Annotated in this window: 14 protein-coding genes; 10 read left to right on the top strand and 4 right to left on the bottom strand. The window is 66.5% G+C overall.

The genetic code is table 11. From position 1 onward, the window contains the following. Positions 1-2,595 precede the first annotated feature (2,595 nt). The 9 genes from ASF98_RS08570 (at position 2,596) to ASF98_RS08530 (ending at position 11,594) form a co-directional block, all read left to right on the top strand. On the top strand, positions 2,596-3,588 hold the full coding sequence (locus ASF98_RS08570) for an HAD-IIA family hydrolase (RefSeq protein WP_055800253.1): 993 nt from the start codon (positions 2,596-2,598) through the stop codon (positions 3,586-3,588). A 22-nt stretch (positions 3,589-3,610) separates the two neighbouring features. Beyond that, positions 3,611-3,811: a hypothetical protein gene (locus ASF98_RS08565; RefSeq protein ID WP_055800251.1), complete on the top strand. Its 201-nt coding sequence runs from the start codon at positions 3,611-3,613 to the stop codon at positions 3,809-3,811. A gap of 2 nt (positions 3,812-3,813) precedes the next feature. Further along, a complete protein-coding gene (locus tag ASF98_RS08560) occupies positions 3,814-4,626 on the top strand; it encodes a TlyA family RNA methyltransferase (protein ID WP_055800247.1) in 813 nt (270 codons plus the stop codon). 13 nt (positions 4,627-4,639) lie between these two features. Then, positions 4,640-5,662, top strand: coding sequence for an NAD kinase (locus ASF98_RS08555; RefSeq protein WP_055800244.1), 1,023 nt, complete (start codon positions 4,640-4,642; stop codon positions 5,660-5,662). A 3-nt stretch (positions 5,663-5,665) separates the two neighbouring features. Next, positions 5,666-7,405: a DNA repair protein RecN gene (recN, locus tag ASF98_RS08550; protein ID WP_055800240.1), complete on the top strand. Its 1,740-nt coding sequence runs from the start codon at positions 5,666-5,668 to the stop codon at positions 7,403-7,405. Positions 7,406-7,550: 145 nt separating this feature from the next. After that, complete coding sequence (locus ASF98_RS08545; RefSeq protein ID WP_055800237.1) at positions 7,551-9,359, top strand: CTP synthase; 1,809 nt, start codon at positions 7,551-7,553, stop codon at positions 9,357-9,359. 27 nt (positions 9,360-9,386) lie between these two features. After that, positions 9,387-10,049 (top strand): NUDIX domain-containing protein, encoded by a 663-nt coding sequence (locus ASF98_RS08540; RefSeq protein ID WP_055800232.1) that lies wholly within the window; start codon positions 9,387-9,389, stop codon positions 10,047-10,049. Then, a complete protein-coding gene (gene xerD / locus ASF98_RS08535) occupies positions 10,049-11,071 on the top strand; it encodes a site-specific tyrosine recombinase XerD (protein ID WP_055800230.1) in 1,023 nt (340 codons plus the stop codon). Before ASF98_RS08540 ends, xerD begins: the two co-directional genes overlap by 1 nt. 31 nt (positions 11,072-11,102) lie before the next feature. Then, positions 11,103-11,594 carry an 8-oxo-dGTP diphosphatase gene (locus ASF98_RS08530; protein WP_055800227.1) on the top strand — a complete coding sequence of 164 codons (492 nt, stop codon included), beginning with the start codon at positions 11,103-11,105 and terminating at the stop codon, positions 11,592-11,594. Positions 11,595-11,682: 88 nt separating this feature from the next. On the opposite strand, the gene ASF98_RS08525 is transcribed toward ASF98_RS08530, so the two are convergent. The 4 genes from ASF98_RS08525 to ASF98_RS08510 all read right to left on the bottom strand — a co-directional run bounded on the left by ASF98_RS08525 (position 11,683) and on the right by ASF98_RS08510 (position 15,965). Beyond that, complete coding sequence (locus ASF98_RS08525; protein ID WP_055800224.1) at positions 11,683-12,822, bottom strand: bifunctional 2-methylcitrate synthase/citrate synthase; 1,140 nt, start codon at positions 12,820-12,822, stop codon at positions 11,683-11,685. Between the two features lie 65 nt (positions 12,823-12,887). Then, positions 12,888-13,793, bottom strand: a complete 906-nt coding sequence (prpB, locus tag ASF98_RS08520) for a methylisocitrate lyase (protein ID WP_055800220.1) — start codon at positions 13,791-13,793, stop codon at positions 12,888-12,890. Then, entirely contained in the window at positions 13,793-15,313 is a 1,521-nt protein-coding gene (locus ASF98_RS08515) for an MmgE/PrpD family protein (protein ID WP_055800217.1), read from the bottom strand. Before ASF98_RS08515 ends, prpB begins: the two co-directional genes overlap by 1 nt. Positions 15,314-15,323: 10 nt before the next feature. Further along, positions 15,324-15,965: a GntR family transcriptional regulator gene (locus ASF98_RS08510; RefSeq protein WP_055800214.1), complete on the bottom strand. Its 642-nt coding sequence runs from the start codon at positions 15,963-15,965 to the stop codon at positions 15,324-15,326. A 175-nt stretch (positions 15,966-16,140) separates the two neighbouring features. Between ASF98_RS08510 and ASF98_RS08505 the strand changes: the two genes are divergently transcribed. Continuing rightward, positions 16,141-18,039, top strand: a complete 1,899-nt coding sequence (locus tag ASF98_RS08505) for an AMP-binding protein (protein ID WP_055800268.1) — start codon at positions 16,141-16,143, stop codon at positions 18,037-18,039. Position 18,040: the final 1 nt, after the last annotated feature.

Here is an 18,040-nt window from a genome sequence, read left to right as displayed (position 1 = left end):
CGGCAAAACCGGCCAGGCACCCACGCCAGCCACCGCCGTCGAACCTCCCCCCAAGTGCGAGAGCGACGGGGAAAAACCCGCAGGAAGTGAGAGAGCGTCCGTAGGGGAGGAACGTCCGCTGCTCAGGGATTGCCCCGGAACGAAGCGGACTGGAAGCCCGGCCGTGCCCAAACGCTGAGTTGGGTTCGACGTCCTTGTGAGGCTTGCCACGGGAGCGGCTCATGGGGCTGCGGCAGTTAGTTCGTGAGCGGTGACTCGCCTAGAATTGCATGAGATGTACGGACTACGAAGCGCTTTATTTCGGGTTGCGTAGGATAACGAAACACGGATAAGAGCGGCTGCGATTGCGCCAGTGGTCGGCTCATAACAGGAGGAATCCAACATGGCTGAGCACAACGGCGGAAATCGAAGCGGAAAAGACCGCGGCAGTTCTGGAGGCGGCCGGCCCTCCGGCGGTGGCCCCTTCCGCCCATCGAACAACTCAGGCGGCGATCCCCGCGGATTCCGCGCCAGGGATGAGCGCGGTGAGCGTCCGTCCCGCGAAAGTGGGGGAGAGCGTCGCAGCTTTGGCGCCGGTGCTGGCGACCGTGACCGGAAGCCGTTTGGCGCCGGTGGCGATCGCGATCGTAAGCCGTTTGGCGCCGGTGGCGATCGTGACCGGAAGCCGTTTGGCGCCGGTGGCGATCGTGACCGGAAGCCGTTTGGCGCCGGTGGCGATCGTGACCGGAAGCCGTTTGGCGCCGGTGGCGATCGTGACCGGAAGCCGTTTGGCGCCGGTGGCGATCGTGNCCGGAAGCCGTTTGGCGCCGGTGGCGATCGTGACCGGAAGCCGTTTGGCGCCGGTGGCGATCGTGACCGGAAGCCGTTTGGCGCCGGTGGCGATCGTGACCGGAAGCCGTTTGGCGCCGGTGGCGACCGTGATCGTAAGCCGTTTGGTGACCGTCCGTCCCGTGAAGGCGGCGGGGAGCGTCGCAGCTTTGGTGGTGGCGATCGTGACCGNTGGCGCCGGTGGCGACCGTGATCGTAAGCCGTTTGGTGACCGTCCGTCCCGTGAAGGCGGCGGGGAGCGTCGCAGCTTTGGTGGTGGCGATCGTGACCGGAAGCCTTTCGGCGCCGGTGGCGACCGTGACCGGAAGCCTTTCGGCGCCGGTGGCGACCGTGATCGTAAGCCGTTTGGTGACCGTCCGTCCCGTGAAGGCGGCGGGGAGCGTCGCAGCTTTGGTGGTGGCGATCGTGACCGNCGGCGCCGGTGGCGACCGTGATCGTAAGCCGTTTGGTGACCGTCCGTCCCGTGAAGGCGGCGGGGAGCGTCGCAGCTTTGGTGGTGGCGATCGTGACCGTAAGCCGTTTGGTGACCGTCCGCGCCGTGAGGGTGAGGGCGAACGCCGCAGCTTTGGTGGCGGCGACAACCGCAAGCCTTTCGGCGACCGCCAGGAACGTGCTCCCAGGAGCTTTGACCGCGGCGAATCGGGCCCCCGCGACTTCGGACGCGACCGCCCCGAGGACCGTCCCGCACGCGTACCCAACGCCCGCGACCTGCGCAGCGCCAACCGCCCGGACCGTGAGCGTTCACCCCAGATCGATGAAGATGTCACGGGCCAGGAGCTGGACCGCGCCACGAAGCACGAGATCAAGACCCTCGAACCCAAGAGCGCTGAGTGGGTCGCACGCCACCTGGTGATGGCGGGCCGCCTCATTGACGAAGAACCGGAACTTGCCTTCCAGCATGCTCTGGCTGCCAGCCGCCGCGGTGGACGCCTGTCCGCAGTGCGCGAGGCAGTTGGCCTGACCGCCTACGCTGCAGGCCACTACGGCGAAGCACTGCGTGAGTTCCGCACCTACCGCCGGATCAGTGGATCCAACGTGCACCTGCCCGTGATGGCCGACTGCGAACGCGGCCTGGGACGTCCGGACCGCGCCCTTGACGTGGCGCGCTCGGAGGAAGCCAACGACCTCGACGCGCCCGGCAAGGTTGAACTGGCCATCGTGGCTGCCGGCGCCCGCACCGACCTCGGCCAGCTGGATGCGGCCGTTGCCGAACTGGAAATCGCCCAGTTGGATATCAACCGCGCCTTCTCCTACAGCCCCCGACTGTTCCGTGCTTACGCTGATGCTCTCGCGGCAGTGGGCCGCACGGAGGAATCCGCAAAGTGGCAGCGCCAGGCCGTTGTCGCCGAGAACGCCCTCGGCCTTGGCGAGGATGAGGAACCTGACATCATCGACCTCGGCTGGGACGAGGAAGAAGAAGCCCGGGAAGAGGAAGCTCGGCGCCGCCTGCTTGCCCAGCAGCAGGCTGACAGCGCTCCGGCCGCAGCGCCCGGCGTCCGCGACGAGAGCCAGTCGGCCGTCGTCGAGGCTGCTGCCTCGGACGCTGCCGCATCAGACGCAGCTGCCTTGGACGAAGGCTCCGATGACGCCGAAGGCGATTACTTCGAATCCGACGACGCCGAGTCCGACCAGGACTCCGTCGAGGCGGACGAACTCGAAGACGGTACCAGCGAAGACGGCACCTCCGAGCACGGCACCTCCGAGGACGCCTACGATGCCGGGGATGCCGATACCGCAAACTCGGACCGCGAAAGGGAATAACTGCGCATGAGCGGTGCTTCATTGATCTCCAGGTTCGACGCCCTCCTGTCGGACCTTGACGGAGTCGTCTACGCCGGTCCCCACGCCATCCCGGGCGCCGTCGAGGCCCTGCGGCAACTGGCAGGAATCGACGTCGGACTTGGCTACGTCACCAACAACGCATCCCGGACGCCCGCGCAGGTGGCAGCCCACTTGCGCGAGCTTGGCGCTCCCGCCGCAGACGAGCAGGTGGTCAGTTCCTCGCAGGCGGCCGGCGAGCTGCTGGCCGGACTCCTGCCGGCGGGCGCGCGTGTCCTGGTGACAGGGAGCCCGGCACTGGCGCATGAGGTGGAGCTCGTGGGACTGACCCCGGTCCACAGTGCAAAGGACAATCCGGTAGCCGTGGTCCAGGGATTCAATCCCGAGATCGGCTGGAAGGACCTCGCTGAGGCCTCATACGTTATCGCCGGCGGCGCCCTCTGGGTTGCCACCAACACGGACATGTCCATCCCGCAGGCCCGGGGCATCGCTCCCGGCAACGGAACCCTGGTGGCTGCCGTTGCGGCGGCCACCGGACAGCGGCCCCTGGTGGCCGGAAAGCCCGAGGCGCCCCTGTTCCGCACCGCCGCCAAGCGGCTCACCTCCGACCGTCCGCTCGTCGTCGGCGACCGGCTGGACACCGACATCCTCGGCGGAAACAACGCCGGCTTCGCCACGGTGGCGGTGCTCACCGGCGTCGATACCCGGGAATCGATCCTCGCCGCCCGCACGGCCGAGCGGCCGGACTACCTCATCAATGACCTCAGCGATCTGTACCGCCCGTACCCCGTTGTGGAAGAGCACGACGGCGGCACGTTCCGTTGCGGTGCAGCCTCCGCCGTGGTGCGGGGAGAATCAGTCCACATCAGCGGGCTTCCCGGTGACCTGGACTCGTGGCGTGCGGCCTGCTCGGCGTGGTGGACGGCAAATCCGCAGGAAGACGCTCCGCTGGCACCGGCCATCGAATGGCTGACGCACTAAGACGACTCACTAGACTGGGAACATGACCGAGCTGAACAACATTCCGGACGCCGGCAGTGGCGTGAGCCCGGTCGGAGACTCTGCGGTCGACGAGGTCCTTGACCGCCTGGCCGACATTCAGGGCCTGCCTGTTGCCGGGCATGCCGAGGCCTACTCCGCACTCCACGACGCACTGCTGGACGCGCTGAATGACGACGACCCGTCGGCTGAGGGTGACGCCTGAGGATGGCAAGGCTTGATCAAATGCTCGTCGCCCGCGGGCTGGCGAGGTCCCGTACCCACGCCGCGCGCCTGATTGCCGAAGGCAAAGTCAGCTCAGACGGCAGTGTTCTCGCCAAAGCCTCCGTCCAGGTGGACGACCTCACGCCCCTGGACGTTGCCGATGACGGGCAGGACACGTATGTCAGCCGTGCCGGCCACAAACTGGCCGGGGCCCTGGACGCATTCCCGGACGTCACAGCGGAAGGAAAGCGCTGCCTGGACGCCGGAGCCTCCACCGGCGGCTTCACTGAGGTCCTGCTGAGGCGCGGCGCGGACCACGTGGTGGCGGTCGACGTCGGACACGGCCAGCTGGTTGCCCAGCTCAGGAACGACCCCCGCGTGTCCGTGCACGAAGGCCTCAACGTGCGCTACATGACGCCTGACGCGATCGGCGGCCCTGCGGCGCTGACTGTCGCTGACCTGTCGTTCATCTCGCTGACCCTGGTCCTGGTGCCGCTGGCGGCATGCACGCATCCCGGCGGTGACCTGGTCCTGATGGTCAAGCCGCAGTTCGAGATCGGCAAGGACCGGCTGGGCCGCACCGGCGTAGTGAATTCCGAACGTGAACGCCGGATGGCGGTGGAAAAAGTCGCCAATGCAGCGCTGGACGCCGGGCTCGAGCTGCGCGGCCTCGCAGCAAGCCCGCTGCCCGGCCAGGACGGAAACGTCGAATACTTCCTGTGGATAAAGCGCAGGATCACCTCAGACTTGCCTAAGATCGAAGAGCGGGACGCAGCCCTTGCTGCGTTGCTCGGAACAATCTGGCCGAACCACTAGAAAGCGGAACCCGATGAGCAGGCGTGTACTGGTCCTTGCCCACACCGGCCGCGAGGAATCACTGAAGGCTGCCTGGGAGGCGTGCATCCAGCTGCACGCCTCAGGCATTGTTCCCGTGATGCAAAAATCCGAACTCGAAGACATGGAAGGTTTTTTCGGCCGGCTCGATGATCCCGTCGAGATCCTCCACGACCACATCCAGCTTGCCGACGTCGAGCTTGTCATGGTCCTGGGCGGTGACGGCACCATCCTCCGTGCCGCCGAGCTGGTCCGGGAAGTGGACGTGCCGCTGCTCGGCGTCAACCTGGGCCATGTGGGCTTCCTCGCCGAGAGCGAGCGGGCCGACCTTGCCCAGACCGTGGAATGGATCGCCAGCCGCGACTACACGGTGGAAGAGCGGATGACCATCGACGTCCAGGTCTGGGTCCGCGGACAGAAGATCTGGCACACGTGGGCGCTGAACGAGGCCGCGATCGAGAAGGGCAACCGGGAACGGATGCTTGAGGTGGTCACGGAGGTGGATGAGCGTCCTCTGACTTCGTTCGGCTGTGACGGTGTGGTGATGGCAACGCCCACCGGCTCAACGGCCTATGCCTTCTCCGCCGGCGGTCCGGTGGTGTGGCCCGAAGTGGAAGCCCTGGTGATCGTTCCCATCAGCGCCCACGCGCTCTTCGCCAAGCCGCTGGTGGTCTCACCCCGGTCCAGGCTGGCTGTGGAGGTCCTGAACCGGACCGATGCCCAGGGTGTGCTCTGGTGTGACGGCCGCCGTTCCGTGGACCTGCCGCCGGGCGCACGCGTGGAAGTAACCCGCTCGGCCACGCCGGTGCGGCTCGCGCGGACGCACCAGACACCGTTCTCGGCGAGGCTGGTCCGGAAGTTCCAGCTTCCCATTCACGGCTGGCGCGGGCCCATGCCCCAGTCCGAGTCCATCCACACCGGGCCCGTGCCCATCATCCGTACCCCCAGGCCCATGGCGCCGCCCGCGGGTCCCCGGCACACCGGGACGTCCGAGACTGATCCGACGACTGCGAAGTGAATCATGCTTGAAGAACTGAGAATCCGCGACCTCGGCGTCATCACCGACGCAACCCTCCCGCTTGGCCCTGGCCTCAGCGTGGTGACCGGCGAGACCGGCGCCGGCAAGACCATGGTGGTCACCGCCGTCGGGCTCCTCCTGGGTGCCCGCTCGGATGCGGGCGCGGTCCGCAGCGGCGCGAAGAGCGCCTCGGCGGAGGCCGTCCTGAAGCTGGACGCCGGCCATGCCGCCGTGCACCGCGCACGGGAAGCCGGCGCCGACGTTGAAGAGTTCGACGGCGGCGCCGAACTGATCCTTGCCCGTCGCCTGGGGGCGGACGGACGCAGCCGTGCGTACCTTGGCGGGCGCGCCGCCCCCGTGGGGGTCCTCGCGGAGATCGGTGAAAGCCTGGTGGTGGTCCATGGCCAGTCGGACCAGATCAGGCTAAAGGGGGCAGTTGCCCAGCGCGGTGCCCTGGACAAATTTGCCGGCGACGCCCTGGCGGGCCCGCTGGGGACATACCAGTCGCTGTACAGCCACTGGAAGGCCAGCCAGACGGAGCTGGACACACTGCGCGGTGCCGCACGGGACAGGCTCCGCGAAGCGGAATCGCTGCAGATAGCCCTGGCAGAGATCGATGACGTGGATCCGCAGCCGGGGGAGGACGAGTCTCTCAAGGCTGAGGCCGTGAAACTGGCCAACGTGGAAGAACTCAGGATTGCGGCTAATACCGCGCACCAGGCGCTCATCGCGGAGGACTACGGCGACGAGGGCGACGCCACCACCCTGGTGGACGCGGCGAAACGGACCCTGGAACACGTGGCCGAGCACGACGCCGAACTCGGAGCGGCAGCCGCGCGCCTGGCGGAGGTCGGTTTCCTGCTGAACGACATTGCCACGGAACTGGCGAGCTACCAGGCCGGGCTGGATTCAGAGGGGCCGGAGCGGCTCGCGGAAATCGAGGACCGGCGGGCCGCCCTGGCCAAGCTGGTCCGCAAGTATGCCCCCAGCATCGACGAGGTCCTGGTCTGGGCGGAGAACGCGCGTGTCCGCTTCGACGAACTGCAGGACGACTCCACCCGGATCGAGGCGCTGGACGCGGAGGTCGCCCGGACCGAGGCTGAGCTGAAAAAAGAGGCTGCGGCCATCAGCAAGATCCGCGGCAAGGCAGCCAAGGACCTGTCGGCACGGGTCAGCGCCGAACTGAAGGCCCTGGCCATGGCCGACGCGACCCTGGTGATCACCATCGAGCCCGCCGCCCAGCTGATGCCGTACGGCGCGGACGAGATCTCGTTCCTGCTCCAGCCCCACTCCGGTGCGCCGGCGCGGCCGCTGGGCAAGGGCGCCTCCGGAGGCGAGCTTTCCCGCGTGATGCTGGCCATTGAGGTGGTGCTGGCTGCCGTGGATCCGGTGCCCACTTTTGTGTTCGACGAAGTGGATGCCGGCGTGGGCGGGCGGGCCGCCGTCGAGATCGGCCGCCGGCTGGCCATGCTGGCACAGCATGTGCAGGTCCTGGTGGTCACGCACCTGCCCCAGGTCGCCGCGTTCGCGGACCAGCACATCACCGTCACCAAAACATCGGTCAGAGGGGCCGACGGCGGCACCGCCACCGGGTTCACCTCGAGCGACGTGCGGCTGCTCGATGGCCCCGAAAGGGTCAAGGAGCTGGCCCGGATGCTTGCCGGCCAGGAGGATTCCGAGACGGCCCAGGCCCACGCCCAGGAGCTTCTGGACGACGCCAAGCTGCTGCCGCAGCGGGCCTGAGAATACTGCGAGACTGGTCACATCCGCCGGACCGGTCCGGCACCCGGAAGCCGCCGTCACCTGACCAGGCTTGATCAGGAGGGGACAGCGGGGGAGACTGAAGCATTTGGGGAATCCGATTTTCGACCCGTGGAAGGCTCAATTGATGATAGGCTCGAATTCCGTGGTGCAGCGATCAAATTCCCGTGTAAATTCCCGGTTCCCGGGCTCGTCCAAGACGACCAAACACATCTTCGTCACCGGCGGTGTGGCGTCCTCGCTAGGCAAGGGACTGACGGCTTCGAGCCTCGGCCACCTGCTGCGGGCACGCGGTTTGTCTGTAACAATGCAGAAGCTCGATCCCTACCTGAATGTGGATCCGGGCACGATGAACCCCTTCCAGCACGGCGAAGTCTTCGTGACTGACGACGGCGCCGAGACTGACCTGGACGTCGGCCACTACGAGCGCTTCCTCGATGAAAACCTTGAGGGGTCCGCCAACGTCACGACCGGCCAGGTCTACTCCACGGTTATCGCCAAGGAACGCCGCGGCGAGTACCTCGGCGACACCGTCCAGGTCATCCCGCACATCACCGATGAGATCAAGCGCCGGATGCGGCTTCCTGCCGAAGGCAAGAACGCTCCGGACGTCATCATCACGGAGATCGGCGGAACAGTAGGCGACATCGAGTCGCAGCCCTTCCTCGAGTCCGCCCGCCAGGTCCGCCAGGACATCGGCCGCGGCAATGTCTTCTTCCTGCACGTGTCCCTGGTCCCGTACATCGGACCGTCCCAGGAACTGAAGACCAAGCCGACGCAGCACTCCGTTGCCGCGCTGCGCTCCATCGGCATTCAGCCCGAGGCGATCGTGATCCGTTCGGACCGCGAAGTCCCGCAGGCCATGCGCGACAAGATCGGCCGCATGTGCGACGTCGACATCGACGCCGTGATCGGCTGCCCGGACGCCCCGAGCATCTACGACATTCCCAAGACCCTGCACTCCCAGGGCCTGGACTCCTACATCGTCCGTGCACTGGACCTGCCATTCAAGGATGTTGACTGGACCAGCTGGGACAAGCTGCTCGAAGCGGTCCACAATCCCAAGCACGAGGTGGAAATCGCCCTGGTGGGCAAGTACATCGACCTGCCGGACGCCTACCTCTCCGTCACCGAGGCCCTGCGCGCCGGCGGTTTCGCCAACGACACCAAGGTGAAGATCCGCTGGGTCCCCTCGGACGAATGCGAAACGCACGAAGGCGCCGTCAACTCCCTGGATGGCGTGGACGCCATCTGCGTGCCCGGGGGCTTCGGCATCCGCGGCCTCGAAGGCAAACTGGGCGCCCTGAAGTACGCCCGCGAAACCAAGCTGCCGGTCCTGGGCCTGTGCCTGGGTCTCCAGTGCATGGTCATCGAGTACGCCCGGAACGTGGTGGGCCTCGAGGGCGCATCGTCCAGCGAATTCGAGCCGGACTCCAAGTACCCGGTTATCGCCACCATGGAAGAGCAGCTGGACATCGTCGACGGCAAGGGCGACCTTGGCGGCACCATGCGCCTTGGCCTCTACGAAGCCAGGCTGGACGAAGGCTCCGTAATCGCCGAGACCTACGGCACCACCAAGGTCAGCGAACGGCACCGCCACCGCTACGAGGTCAACAACAAGTACCGCGACCAGATTGCGTCGAAGGGGCTCGTGTTCTCCGGCACGTCTCCGGACGGCAAGCTGGTGGAGTACGTGGAGCTTCCCCGCGACGTCCACCCGTACTACGTGGCCACGCAGGCGCACCCGGAGCTGAGCTCCCGCCCCACCCGGCCGCATCCTTTGTTCGCGGGCCTGGTCAAGGCTGCGCTGGATCACCAGAAGGGCGGGGACCTGCTTCCCTCCGCTAACGGCGCGGAAACGAAGACCGCGGAAGTAACCGGTGCGGAAGCACCGGCTGAGGCCGGCGGCTCCGCCCGCAAGGTCTCGGCCAAGTAGTCACCAACTAAATCAAAGGACGGCGCGATGCCCGGTATGCCTGAAACCCCCAATGCTGCACGGCAGGTTTCGGATGCGCCGAGCCCGCGCCGTCTTTTGTCGTCCCGGAAGGTGTATGAAGGCCGCATCTGGGACGTTGTCAGCGACAGCTTCCAGCTCAGCGAAAACGGCGACGAGCTGGTCCGCGATTACATCGACCATCCGGGCGCGGTGGCAGTCCTGCCTATGAACGAGGCCGGTGAAGTGCTGCTGATGAAGCAGTACCGGCATCCCGTGGGCATGGACCTGTGGGAGATCCCGGCCGGCCTGCTGGACATTGAGGGTGAGGACTTCGTCGTAGGCGCCGCTCGGGAGCTTGCCGAGGAAGCGGACCTGGTAGCCGGGACATGGAATGTGCTGGCAGACTTTTTCAACTCGCCCGGATCCTCCAGCGAGGCCATCCGCATCTACCTTGCCCGGGACCTGAGCGATGTGCCCGATCATGAACTCCATGTCCGCACCGATGAGGAAGCGGAGATCGAACTGCACTGGACGCCGCTGGAGGACGCAGTGGCGGCAGTCCTGGAGGGCCGGCTGCACAACCCGTCCGCCGTCGTCGGAATTCTTGCCGCAGCGGCGGCCCGCGCAGAAGGCTTCGAGCATCTGCGTCCGGGGAACGCACCCTGGCCCGCCCATCCCAGCCAGCGTTGATGGGCAGCACCGTCACTCCCGCGCCGGAACGTGCCGGTGCTGAACAGGCACAATCGGCGTCCGGCGCGGAAACGGCTGTTCGGCCGCGCAACGCCATAGACCGGGCAGTGGGCGACTACCTCCAGCACATGGGCGTGGAGCGGGGGCTGGCAGCGAACACGCTGTCCGCCTACCGCCGCGACCTGTCCCGTTACGCCAACTACCTCGCGGCGTGCGGTCCGGACCGCCCAGGCGAGGTCACCCGCCGGCACGTCACCGGCTTCGTGCAGGCATTGTCCGACGGTTCCGACGGCGGGACGGCCCTCGGTGTCAGGTCTGCGGCGCGGACGGTCGTGGCGGTCCGCGGGCTCCATAAGTTCTGGGCCCTGGAGGGAATCACGACGGCGGATCCCGCCAGCGACGTCCACCCGCCAATGCCGGGTAAGCGCCTGCCCAGGGCGATCAGCGTCGATGAGGTCACCAGGATCCTGGAAGCGGCCGGCACGGACACGGCAACAGGCCTGAGGGACCGGGCCCTGCTGGAATTCCTCTACTCCACCGGCGCCCGCATCAGCGAGGCGGTGGGCCTGGATGTGGACGACATCTCGCTGCAACCGGAGCTGGACGGCCCGGCGATTGTCCGGCTGTTCGGCAAGGGGTCCAAGGAACGTCTGGTGCCTTTGGGGTCGTACGGTGCACGCGCCCTTGACGCGTACCTGGTGCGGGGGCGGCCTTTGCTTGCAGCCAAAGGCAAGGGCACGCCGGCGCTTTTCCTGAACGCCCGCGGCGGCCGGATCAGCAGGCAGAGCGCCTGGACCATCCTCAAGGCAGCGGCGGACAAAGCCAACATCACCAAGGACGTCTCGCCGCACACCCTGCGCCATTCCTTTGCCACACACCTCCTGGAAGGCGGCGCGGACGTCCGGGTGGTCCAGGAACTCCTGGGCCACGCCTCGGTCACCACCACGCAGGTCTACACGCTGGTCACGGCCGATACCTTGCGGGAGATCTACGCCGCCGCCCACCCGCGGGCGCTGGGCTGAACTCTCAAGTCAACACAGCTAGTCTGGGTCCATGACGTCGACCCCCGTAACACTCTGCTTCCTGCTCCGGGACCGGCCCGACGGGGGAACGGATGTCCTCCTCGGCCTCAAAAAGACCGGCTTTGGCATTGGCAAGATCGTGGGGCTGGGCGGTCATGTGGAACCGGGGGAGAGCCACGCCGAGGCGGCATGCCGGGAAGTGCAGGAAGAGTCCGGCGTAGTAGTGCTCGAGCGGGACCTGCGCCCTGCCGGCGTCGTGGAGTTTGTCTTCCCCCACCGCCCGGAATGGAACATGCACACCACCTTGTTTACCACCCGCCGGTGGCACGGCGAACCGGCGGAAAGTCCGGAGATCGAGCCCGAATGGTTTGATGCGCTGTCGCTGCCGGTGGACCGCATGTGGCAGGACGCGGACCACTGGCTGCCGCCGGTGCTGGGAGGCGGGACGGTGGACATAGTGGTCACCCTCAACGCCGACAATGAAACCGTGGCGTCGTCAGTGAGCGTCCTGCGGAATTTGTAAGCAGGACCCACGACGGCGGCCGGTCACCTATGAAAGGTGACCGGCCGCCGTCGTGCGCTCCCAAACCTGGGGATAAGGACCTGAGGGCCTACGAAAGGTGCCGCTCTTCCACGCCGTTGTACTCGCTCAACGGACGGATCAGGGAGTTCGACTCCAGCTGTTCCATGATGTGCGCGGTCCAGCCGGTGATACGGCTGGCAACGAACAGGGGAGTGAACGTGGCGGTGTCGAAGCCCATGAGGTGATAGGTGGGGCCCGTGGGGTAGTCAAGGTTGGGCTTGATCCCCTTGGCCTCGTCCATGGCGCTCTCCAGCCCGTTATAGAGACCCAGGAGCTCCGGCCTGCCGTAGTGGGCAATCATCTTGTCCAGCGCGGCCTTCATGGTGGGGACACGGGAGTCGCCGTGCTTGTAGACGCGGTGGCCGAAACCCATGACCTTCTTCTTCTGTGCCAGGGCATCCTCCATCCAGGCCTTGGCCCGGGCGGCGGCGTCCTCCAGGGATTCCTCGGAACGGATGCCGATCTCATCGAAGGTGTGCATGACGGCTTCATTGGCGCCGCCATGGAGTGCACCCTTGAGTGCACCGATGGCCCCGGTCACGGCCGAATGAAGGTCCGACAGCGTGGACGTGATCACGCGGGCAGTGAAGGTGGACGCGTTGAAGGAGTGCTCCGCGTACAGAATCATGGACACATTGAACGCGTCCACGACCTCCGGCACCTGCTCTTCGCCGAAGGTCATCCAGAGGAAGTTGGCGTCGTATCCCAGGTCGTCACGGGGCTCCACCAGCTCCAGGCCATGGCGGCGGCGCTGATCGTAAGCCACCACGGCCGGCATGGCGGCGAACAGGTCGATGGCCTTGTGCATGTTCGCTTCGCGCGAGGAATCCTCGGCGAGCTCATGCCGGGCTCCCATCACGGACGCTGCCGTCCGGCAGACGTCCATCGGGTGGGACGTGATGGGCAGCGCGTCGATCACCTGCTTGACCACCGGATCCAGTGCGCGGCCGGCCTTTTCCTTGGCCGTGAACTCGGCCAGCTGCTCCGGCGTGGGCAGTTCACCGTTCCAGAGCAGGTAGGCCACTTCCTCGAAGCTGCACTTGGCGGCGAGTTCCTGGACCGGGTAGCCGCGGTACAGCAGCGAGTTGGTGTCGGGGTTGACCTTGGACACCGCGGTGTAGTCCACCACGACGCCGGCGAGGCCCTTTTTTATCTCGTTTTCAGCCATGCTGAAACTCCTTCGTTCCTTATGCTGTGTGCCGGCCGGAGCCGGAAGTCCGGATGAATAGGGGGTCAGTTGGTGCCGGGAATCCTGAAGTTGAAGACCCCGGTGTCAAAGCGGTTGTAGGCCTCGTAGTCCACCAGGTCATACAGCCGCGCACGGGTCAGCATGCTCTCTACCTGTGCCTCCTGGGTGCCGTCGGACTTGATCGATTCCAGAGTACGCTCAGCTGCCCCCATGGCACTACGGAGCAGGGTGACCGGGTAGATGACCATGTTCACCCCGACGTCCTGCAGCTGCTGCACGGTGAACAGCTCGCTCTGGCCGAACTCGGTCATGTTGGCGAGGATGGGCACGTCCACGGCGTCGCGGATGGCCTGGAACTCGCTGAGGTCCTTCATGGCTTCCGGGAAGATGGCGTCCGCCCCGGCCTCGACGAGGGCCTTGGCCCGCTCCTGTGCCGCTTCCAGACCGTCGGTGGCACGGATGTCCGTCCGGGCCATGATCAGGAAGTTGGGATCCCGGCGGGCGTCGGCGGCAGCGCGGATGCGTTTGGTGGCGGTGTCCAGGTCCACCACGTTCTTCCCGTCCAAGTGGCCGCACCTCTTGGGGTTGAACTGGTCCTCAATGTGCAGGCCGGCCAGGCCGGCGTTTTCGATTTCCTGGACGCTGCGGGCCACGTTCATGGGTTCGCCGAACCCGGTGTCCGCGTCAACGATGCTGGGCAGGTCGGTCATCCGGGCGATCTGTCCGGCCCGCGTTGCCACTTCGGTGAGCGTGGTCAGGCCGATGTCCGGCAGGCCAAGGTCGTTCGCCAGCACGGCGCCGGAAATGTAGACGCCGGCGAAGCCCTTCTCCTCGATCAGCCGCGCCGAGAGCGGGTTGAATGCACCCGGGAACTGCTGGATGGTCCCGGACGCCAGGAGCTCGCGGAACCGGATCCGTTTCTGCTCCGGCGTGACCTTCGAGTACAGCATCAGAAGAGTCCCTTCGGAGCGGCGGCGAGGTCGATCACGCCGTCGGCTGCCTTGATGTTGAGCTGGTCCAGCTCACCGGCGGCCAGTTCCGGGAGCCGGGCCGCGGCGGCAAGGAAGCGTTCGATCTCCTCTTCTGCGACCACACCGGCAGCGAGGGTCCGGAACTTGTTCACGTACTGCTCCCGGGCGAACGGCCGCGCACCGAGCGGGTGGGCGTCGGCCACAGCGATTTCGTCGTTGATGACCGTGCCGTCGTTCAGGGTGATCTCCACCGATCCGCCGAAGGCCTTCTCCGCGATGTCGAGGGAGTGGTAGCGGCGGGTCCATTCCGGGTCCTCCACCGTGGTGACCTTGTGCCACAGCTCCACGGTGTCCGGGCGCGCCGCCCGCTCCGGGGCGTAGGAGTCCACGTGGTGCCACGCGCCATCCTGCAAAGCGACCGTGAAAATGTACGGGATCGAGTGGTCCAGGGTTTCACGGCTGGCCGTGGGGCTGTACTTCTGCGGGTCGTTGGCGCCCGAGCCGATCACGTAATGGGTGTGGTGGCTGGTCTTGATCAGCACCGACTTCACGTTGGCCGGGTCGGTGGTTTCCGGGTGCTCCTTGTTCAGTTTCCGGGCAAGGTCGATCCAGGCCTGGGCCTGGTACTCGGCGGAGTGTTCCTTGGTGTAGGTGTCCAGGATGGCGCGCTTGGCCTCGCCGGGCGTCGGCAACGGCACCATGTAGGAGGCATCAGGGCCGTCCAGCATCCAGGCGATGACGCCGTCTTCGCCCTCATAGATCGGGACCGGCGACGTCTGGCCCCGCATGGAGCGGTCCGCGGCCTCGACGGCCATCTTCCCGGCGAACGCAGGCGCGTGCGCCTTCCAGGTGGAAATCTCGCCCTTGCGCGACTGGCGGGTGGCGGTGGTGGTGTGCAGTGCCTGGCCGACGGACTGGAAGATGGTTTCGACGTCGAGGCCGAGCAGGGTGCCGATGCCGGCGGCGGCGGACGGGCCGAGGTGGGCCACGTGGTCGATCTTGTGCTTATGCAGGCAGATGGCCTTGACCAGGTTCACCTGGATCTCGTAGCCGGTGGCGATGCCGCGGATCAGGTCCTGTCCGCTGGAGCCGACGTGCTGGGCGACGGCAAGGATCGGCGGGATGTTGTCGCCCGGGTGGGAGTAGTCCGCGGCCAGGAAGGTGTCGTGGTAGTCGAGTTCACGGACCGCGACGCCGTTGGCCCAGGCGGCCCATTCGGGGGACACCCGCTCGTCGATGCCGAAGACCTTGGATCCCTTGCCGCCGGTGGTGGGTCCGTGGCTCAGGGCCTGGGCGCGGGCCGCAACGATGGGGGCGCGGTTCAAGGAGGCGATGGCCACCGAAGCGTTGTCGATCACGCGGTTGATGACCATGTCGGTGACGTCGTCGGTGACGGCGACGGGATCGGTGGCAACTTTGGCGATCTTGTAGGCGAGCTGGTCCTCGCGGGGCAGGTTTTCCTCGCTCTTGTAAACGCGGACGTGGTGTTCCTTGACCATGGTGCTCCTTCTAGTGAGGTGTATGCGTGACTTTGACGTGGGACAGGCTTCGGTGCAGATGCACGGTGGTGGCAGCCTCGGCAAGCCGGGGGTTGCCGGCGGCGATCGCCTCGGCAATGGCGGCGTGCTCGGCGGCGGCAGCGGTGAGCCGCTGGGCGTCGTCCGCGGCCAGACGGCGGACCCGGACCAGATGCACGCGCAGGCTGCGCATGGCCTGGGCAAGGTAGGAGTTGGAAATCGCGGCGTCGATGGCCGCGTCGAGCCGGCCCGCGAGCTCGTAGTACGCGTGGAGGCCTGGCCCGCCGCCGTTGATCAGCTCCGGGGCCTGGAGCAGCTCAGTCCGGAGCTGCTCGAAGGTTGCGGGATCCCCGCGCTCGGCGGCCAGCGCAGCCGCCTTGCCTTCGAGGGTTTCGCGCAGTTCGAACAGCTCGTCGATGTCCTCGAGCGAAATATCGGTGACGACGACGCCGCGGCTGCCCGCCGTCGTCGTCAGTCCCTCCGCGGTGAGCCGGCTCAGGGCCTCCCGGAGGGGGGTGCGTGAGATGCCGAGCCGCTCTGACTGCTCAACCTCCGCCAATACCGTCCCTGGCAGGAGGCGCCATTCGATGATGTCGTCGCGCAGTGCCGCATAGGCCCTATCGCTGGCGCGCATCCTTGCCTCCTTCGTTGGTTGACGCTCTTCAGTGTATACATAGCTAGCGTTTTTGCCCAGCAATTGCCCTTGATCTCCGAAACTACTTCAAGTTTGTATACATAGACCCTTGTGCGCGCTTCGCCGCCCGGACTAGCATGGCTCGCATCACAATGTCGTGGACGGGATGCATTTCATGGTTACCAAGAGGTATCAGGACAGCTACGCACAGAGCCTGGAGAACCCCGAAGACTTCTGGCTGGATGCCGCCGGGAAGATTTCCTGGTCGGTGCCGCCGCGCCGTGCCCTGGATTCCAGCCGGGCACCGCTCTACAGCTGGTTTCCGGACGGCGTGCTCAACACGTCCTACAACGCCCTCGATCGCCATGTGGAGGCCGGACGGGGCGGCCAGGATGCGCTCATATACGATTCCGCGATGCTCGGGATCCAGCGGCGTTTCAGCTATGCCGAACTCACGGAGCTTGTGGCACGTTTTGCCGGCGTCCTCCGGGGCCGCGGGGTAGGCAAGGGGGACAGGGTTGTGATCTACATGCCGATGATCCCCGAAGCCGCCATCGCCATGCTGGCGACCGCGCGGCTGGGCGCTGTCCATTCGGTGGTCTTCGGCGGCTTTGCGCCCAAGGAACTGGCAGCCCGCATCCGGGACGCCGCTCCGGCAGTGGTGGTCACGGCATCCGGCGGCATTGAGCCCTCGCGCCGGATCGAATACCTCCCTGCGGTCGAGGAGGCCCTCCGCCTGGCCGGAACTCCGACGCTGCCGGTGATCGTCACGGCACGGGATGGCTTCGCCTCCTCAGCCTCGGACCATGGCTGGCTGGACTGGGAAACGGAGATGGCCGCCGCCGAACCGGCAGCTCCGGTGGACGTCAAAGCCACCGACCCGCTCTACATCCTCTACACCTCGGGAACCACCGGCACACCCAAGGGAGTGGTGCGGGACAACGGCGGCCACGCGGTGGCACTCAGCTGGACACTGGAAAGCATCTATGACATCAGCCCGGGGGACGTCATGTGGACCGCTTCGGACGTCGGCTGGGTAGTGGGGCACTCGTACATTGTCTACGGGCCGCTGCTGGCCGGCGCCACTACCGTCCTCTACGAGGGCAAACCCGTGGGGACTCCTGACGCGGGTGCGTTTTGGCGCGTGATCCGGGACCACAAGGTCAATGTCCTGTTCACCGCCCCCACCGCCCTGCGCGCCATCCGGAAGGCGGACCCTGACGCGAAGCTGCTGCGGGACTACGACATCTCCAGCCTGCGGACGCTTTTCGCCGCCGGGGAGCGGCTCGACACCGATACCTTCCACTGGGCCTCGAAGTCCCTGAACGTCCCGGTGGTGGACCACTGGTGGCAGACCGAGACGGGCTGGGCCATTTGCGCGAACCCGCGGGGACTGGAAGAACTCCCGATCAAGGCAGGATCGCCGAGCGTCCCGATGCCGGGCTTCAAACTCAACATAGTGGACGGCCTGGGGGAGGACGTCGAACCCGGGACCGAAGGCAACATCGTGCTCGGGCTCCCGCTTCCGCCCGGCACGCTGACCACGCTCTGGGGCGACGACGACCGCTTCATCTCCTCCTACCTCCAGGCGTTCGATGGCTATTATGCAACCGGTGACTCCGGTTACCGGGACGGGGACGGCTACGTGTTCGTGATGGGCCGCACGGACGACATCATCAACGTTGCCGGCCACCGGCTGTCCACCGGCGCCATGGAGCAGGTCATCGGCCAGCACCCCGCGGTTGCAGAGTGCGCCGTGATCGGCCTGGCGGACCCGCTGAAGGGCCAGCGTCCCAGCGGTTACGTGGTGCTGAAATCGGGCGTGGAGGTGGCGGAGGACGTCCTGGTCAAGGACCTGATCGCGCTGGTCCGCCGCGATATCGGGGCCGTTGCGGACTTCAAGCACGTGGCCGTGGTGGATGCGCTGCCCAAGACCCGCTCCGGCAAGATCCTCCGCAAGACCATGCGGCAGATTGCCGACGGCGAGGAGTACGTCGTGCCGTCCACCATTGAGGACGCCGGGGTGATCGACCAGCTGATCGGAACGCTTCGCCCCGCGACGCCCCGGAACTAGC

The sequence above is a fragment of the Arthrobacter sp. Leaf337 genome, from assembly GCF_001423745.1.
Taxonomy (GTDB): Bacteria; Actinomycetota; Actinomycetes; order Actinomycetales; family Micrococcaceae; genus Arthrobacter.
This window is presented reverse-complemented; position numbering and strand designations above follow the sequence as displayed.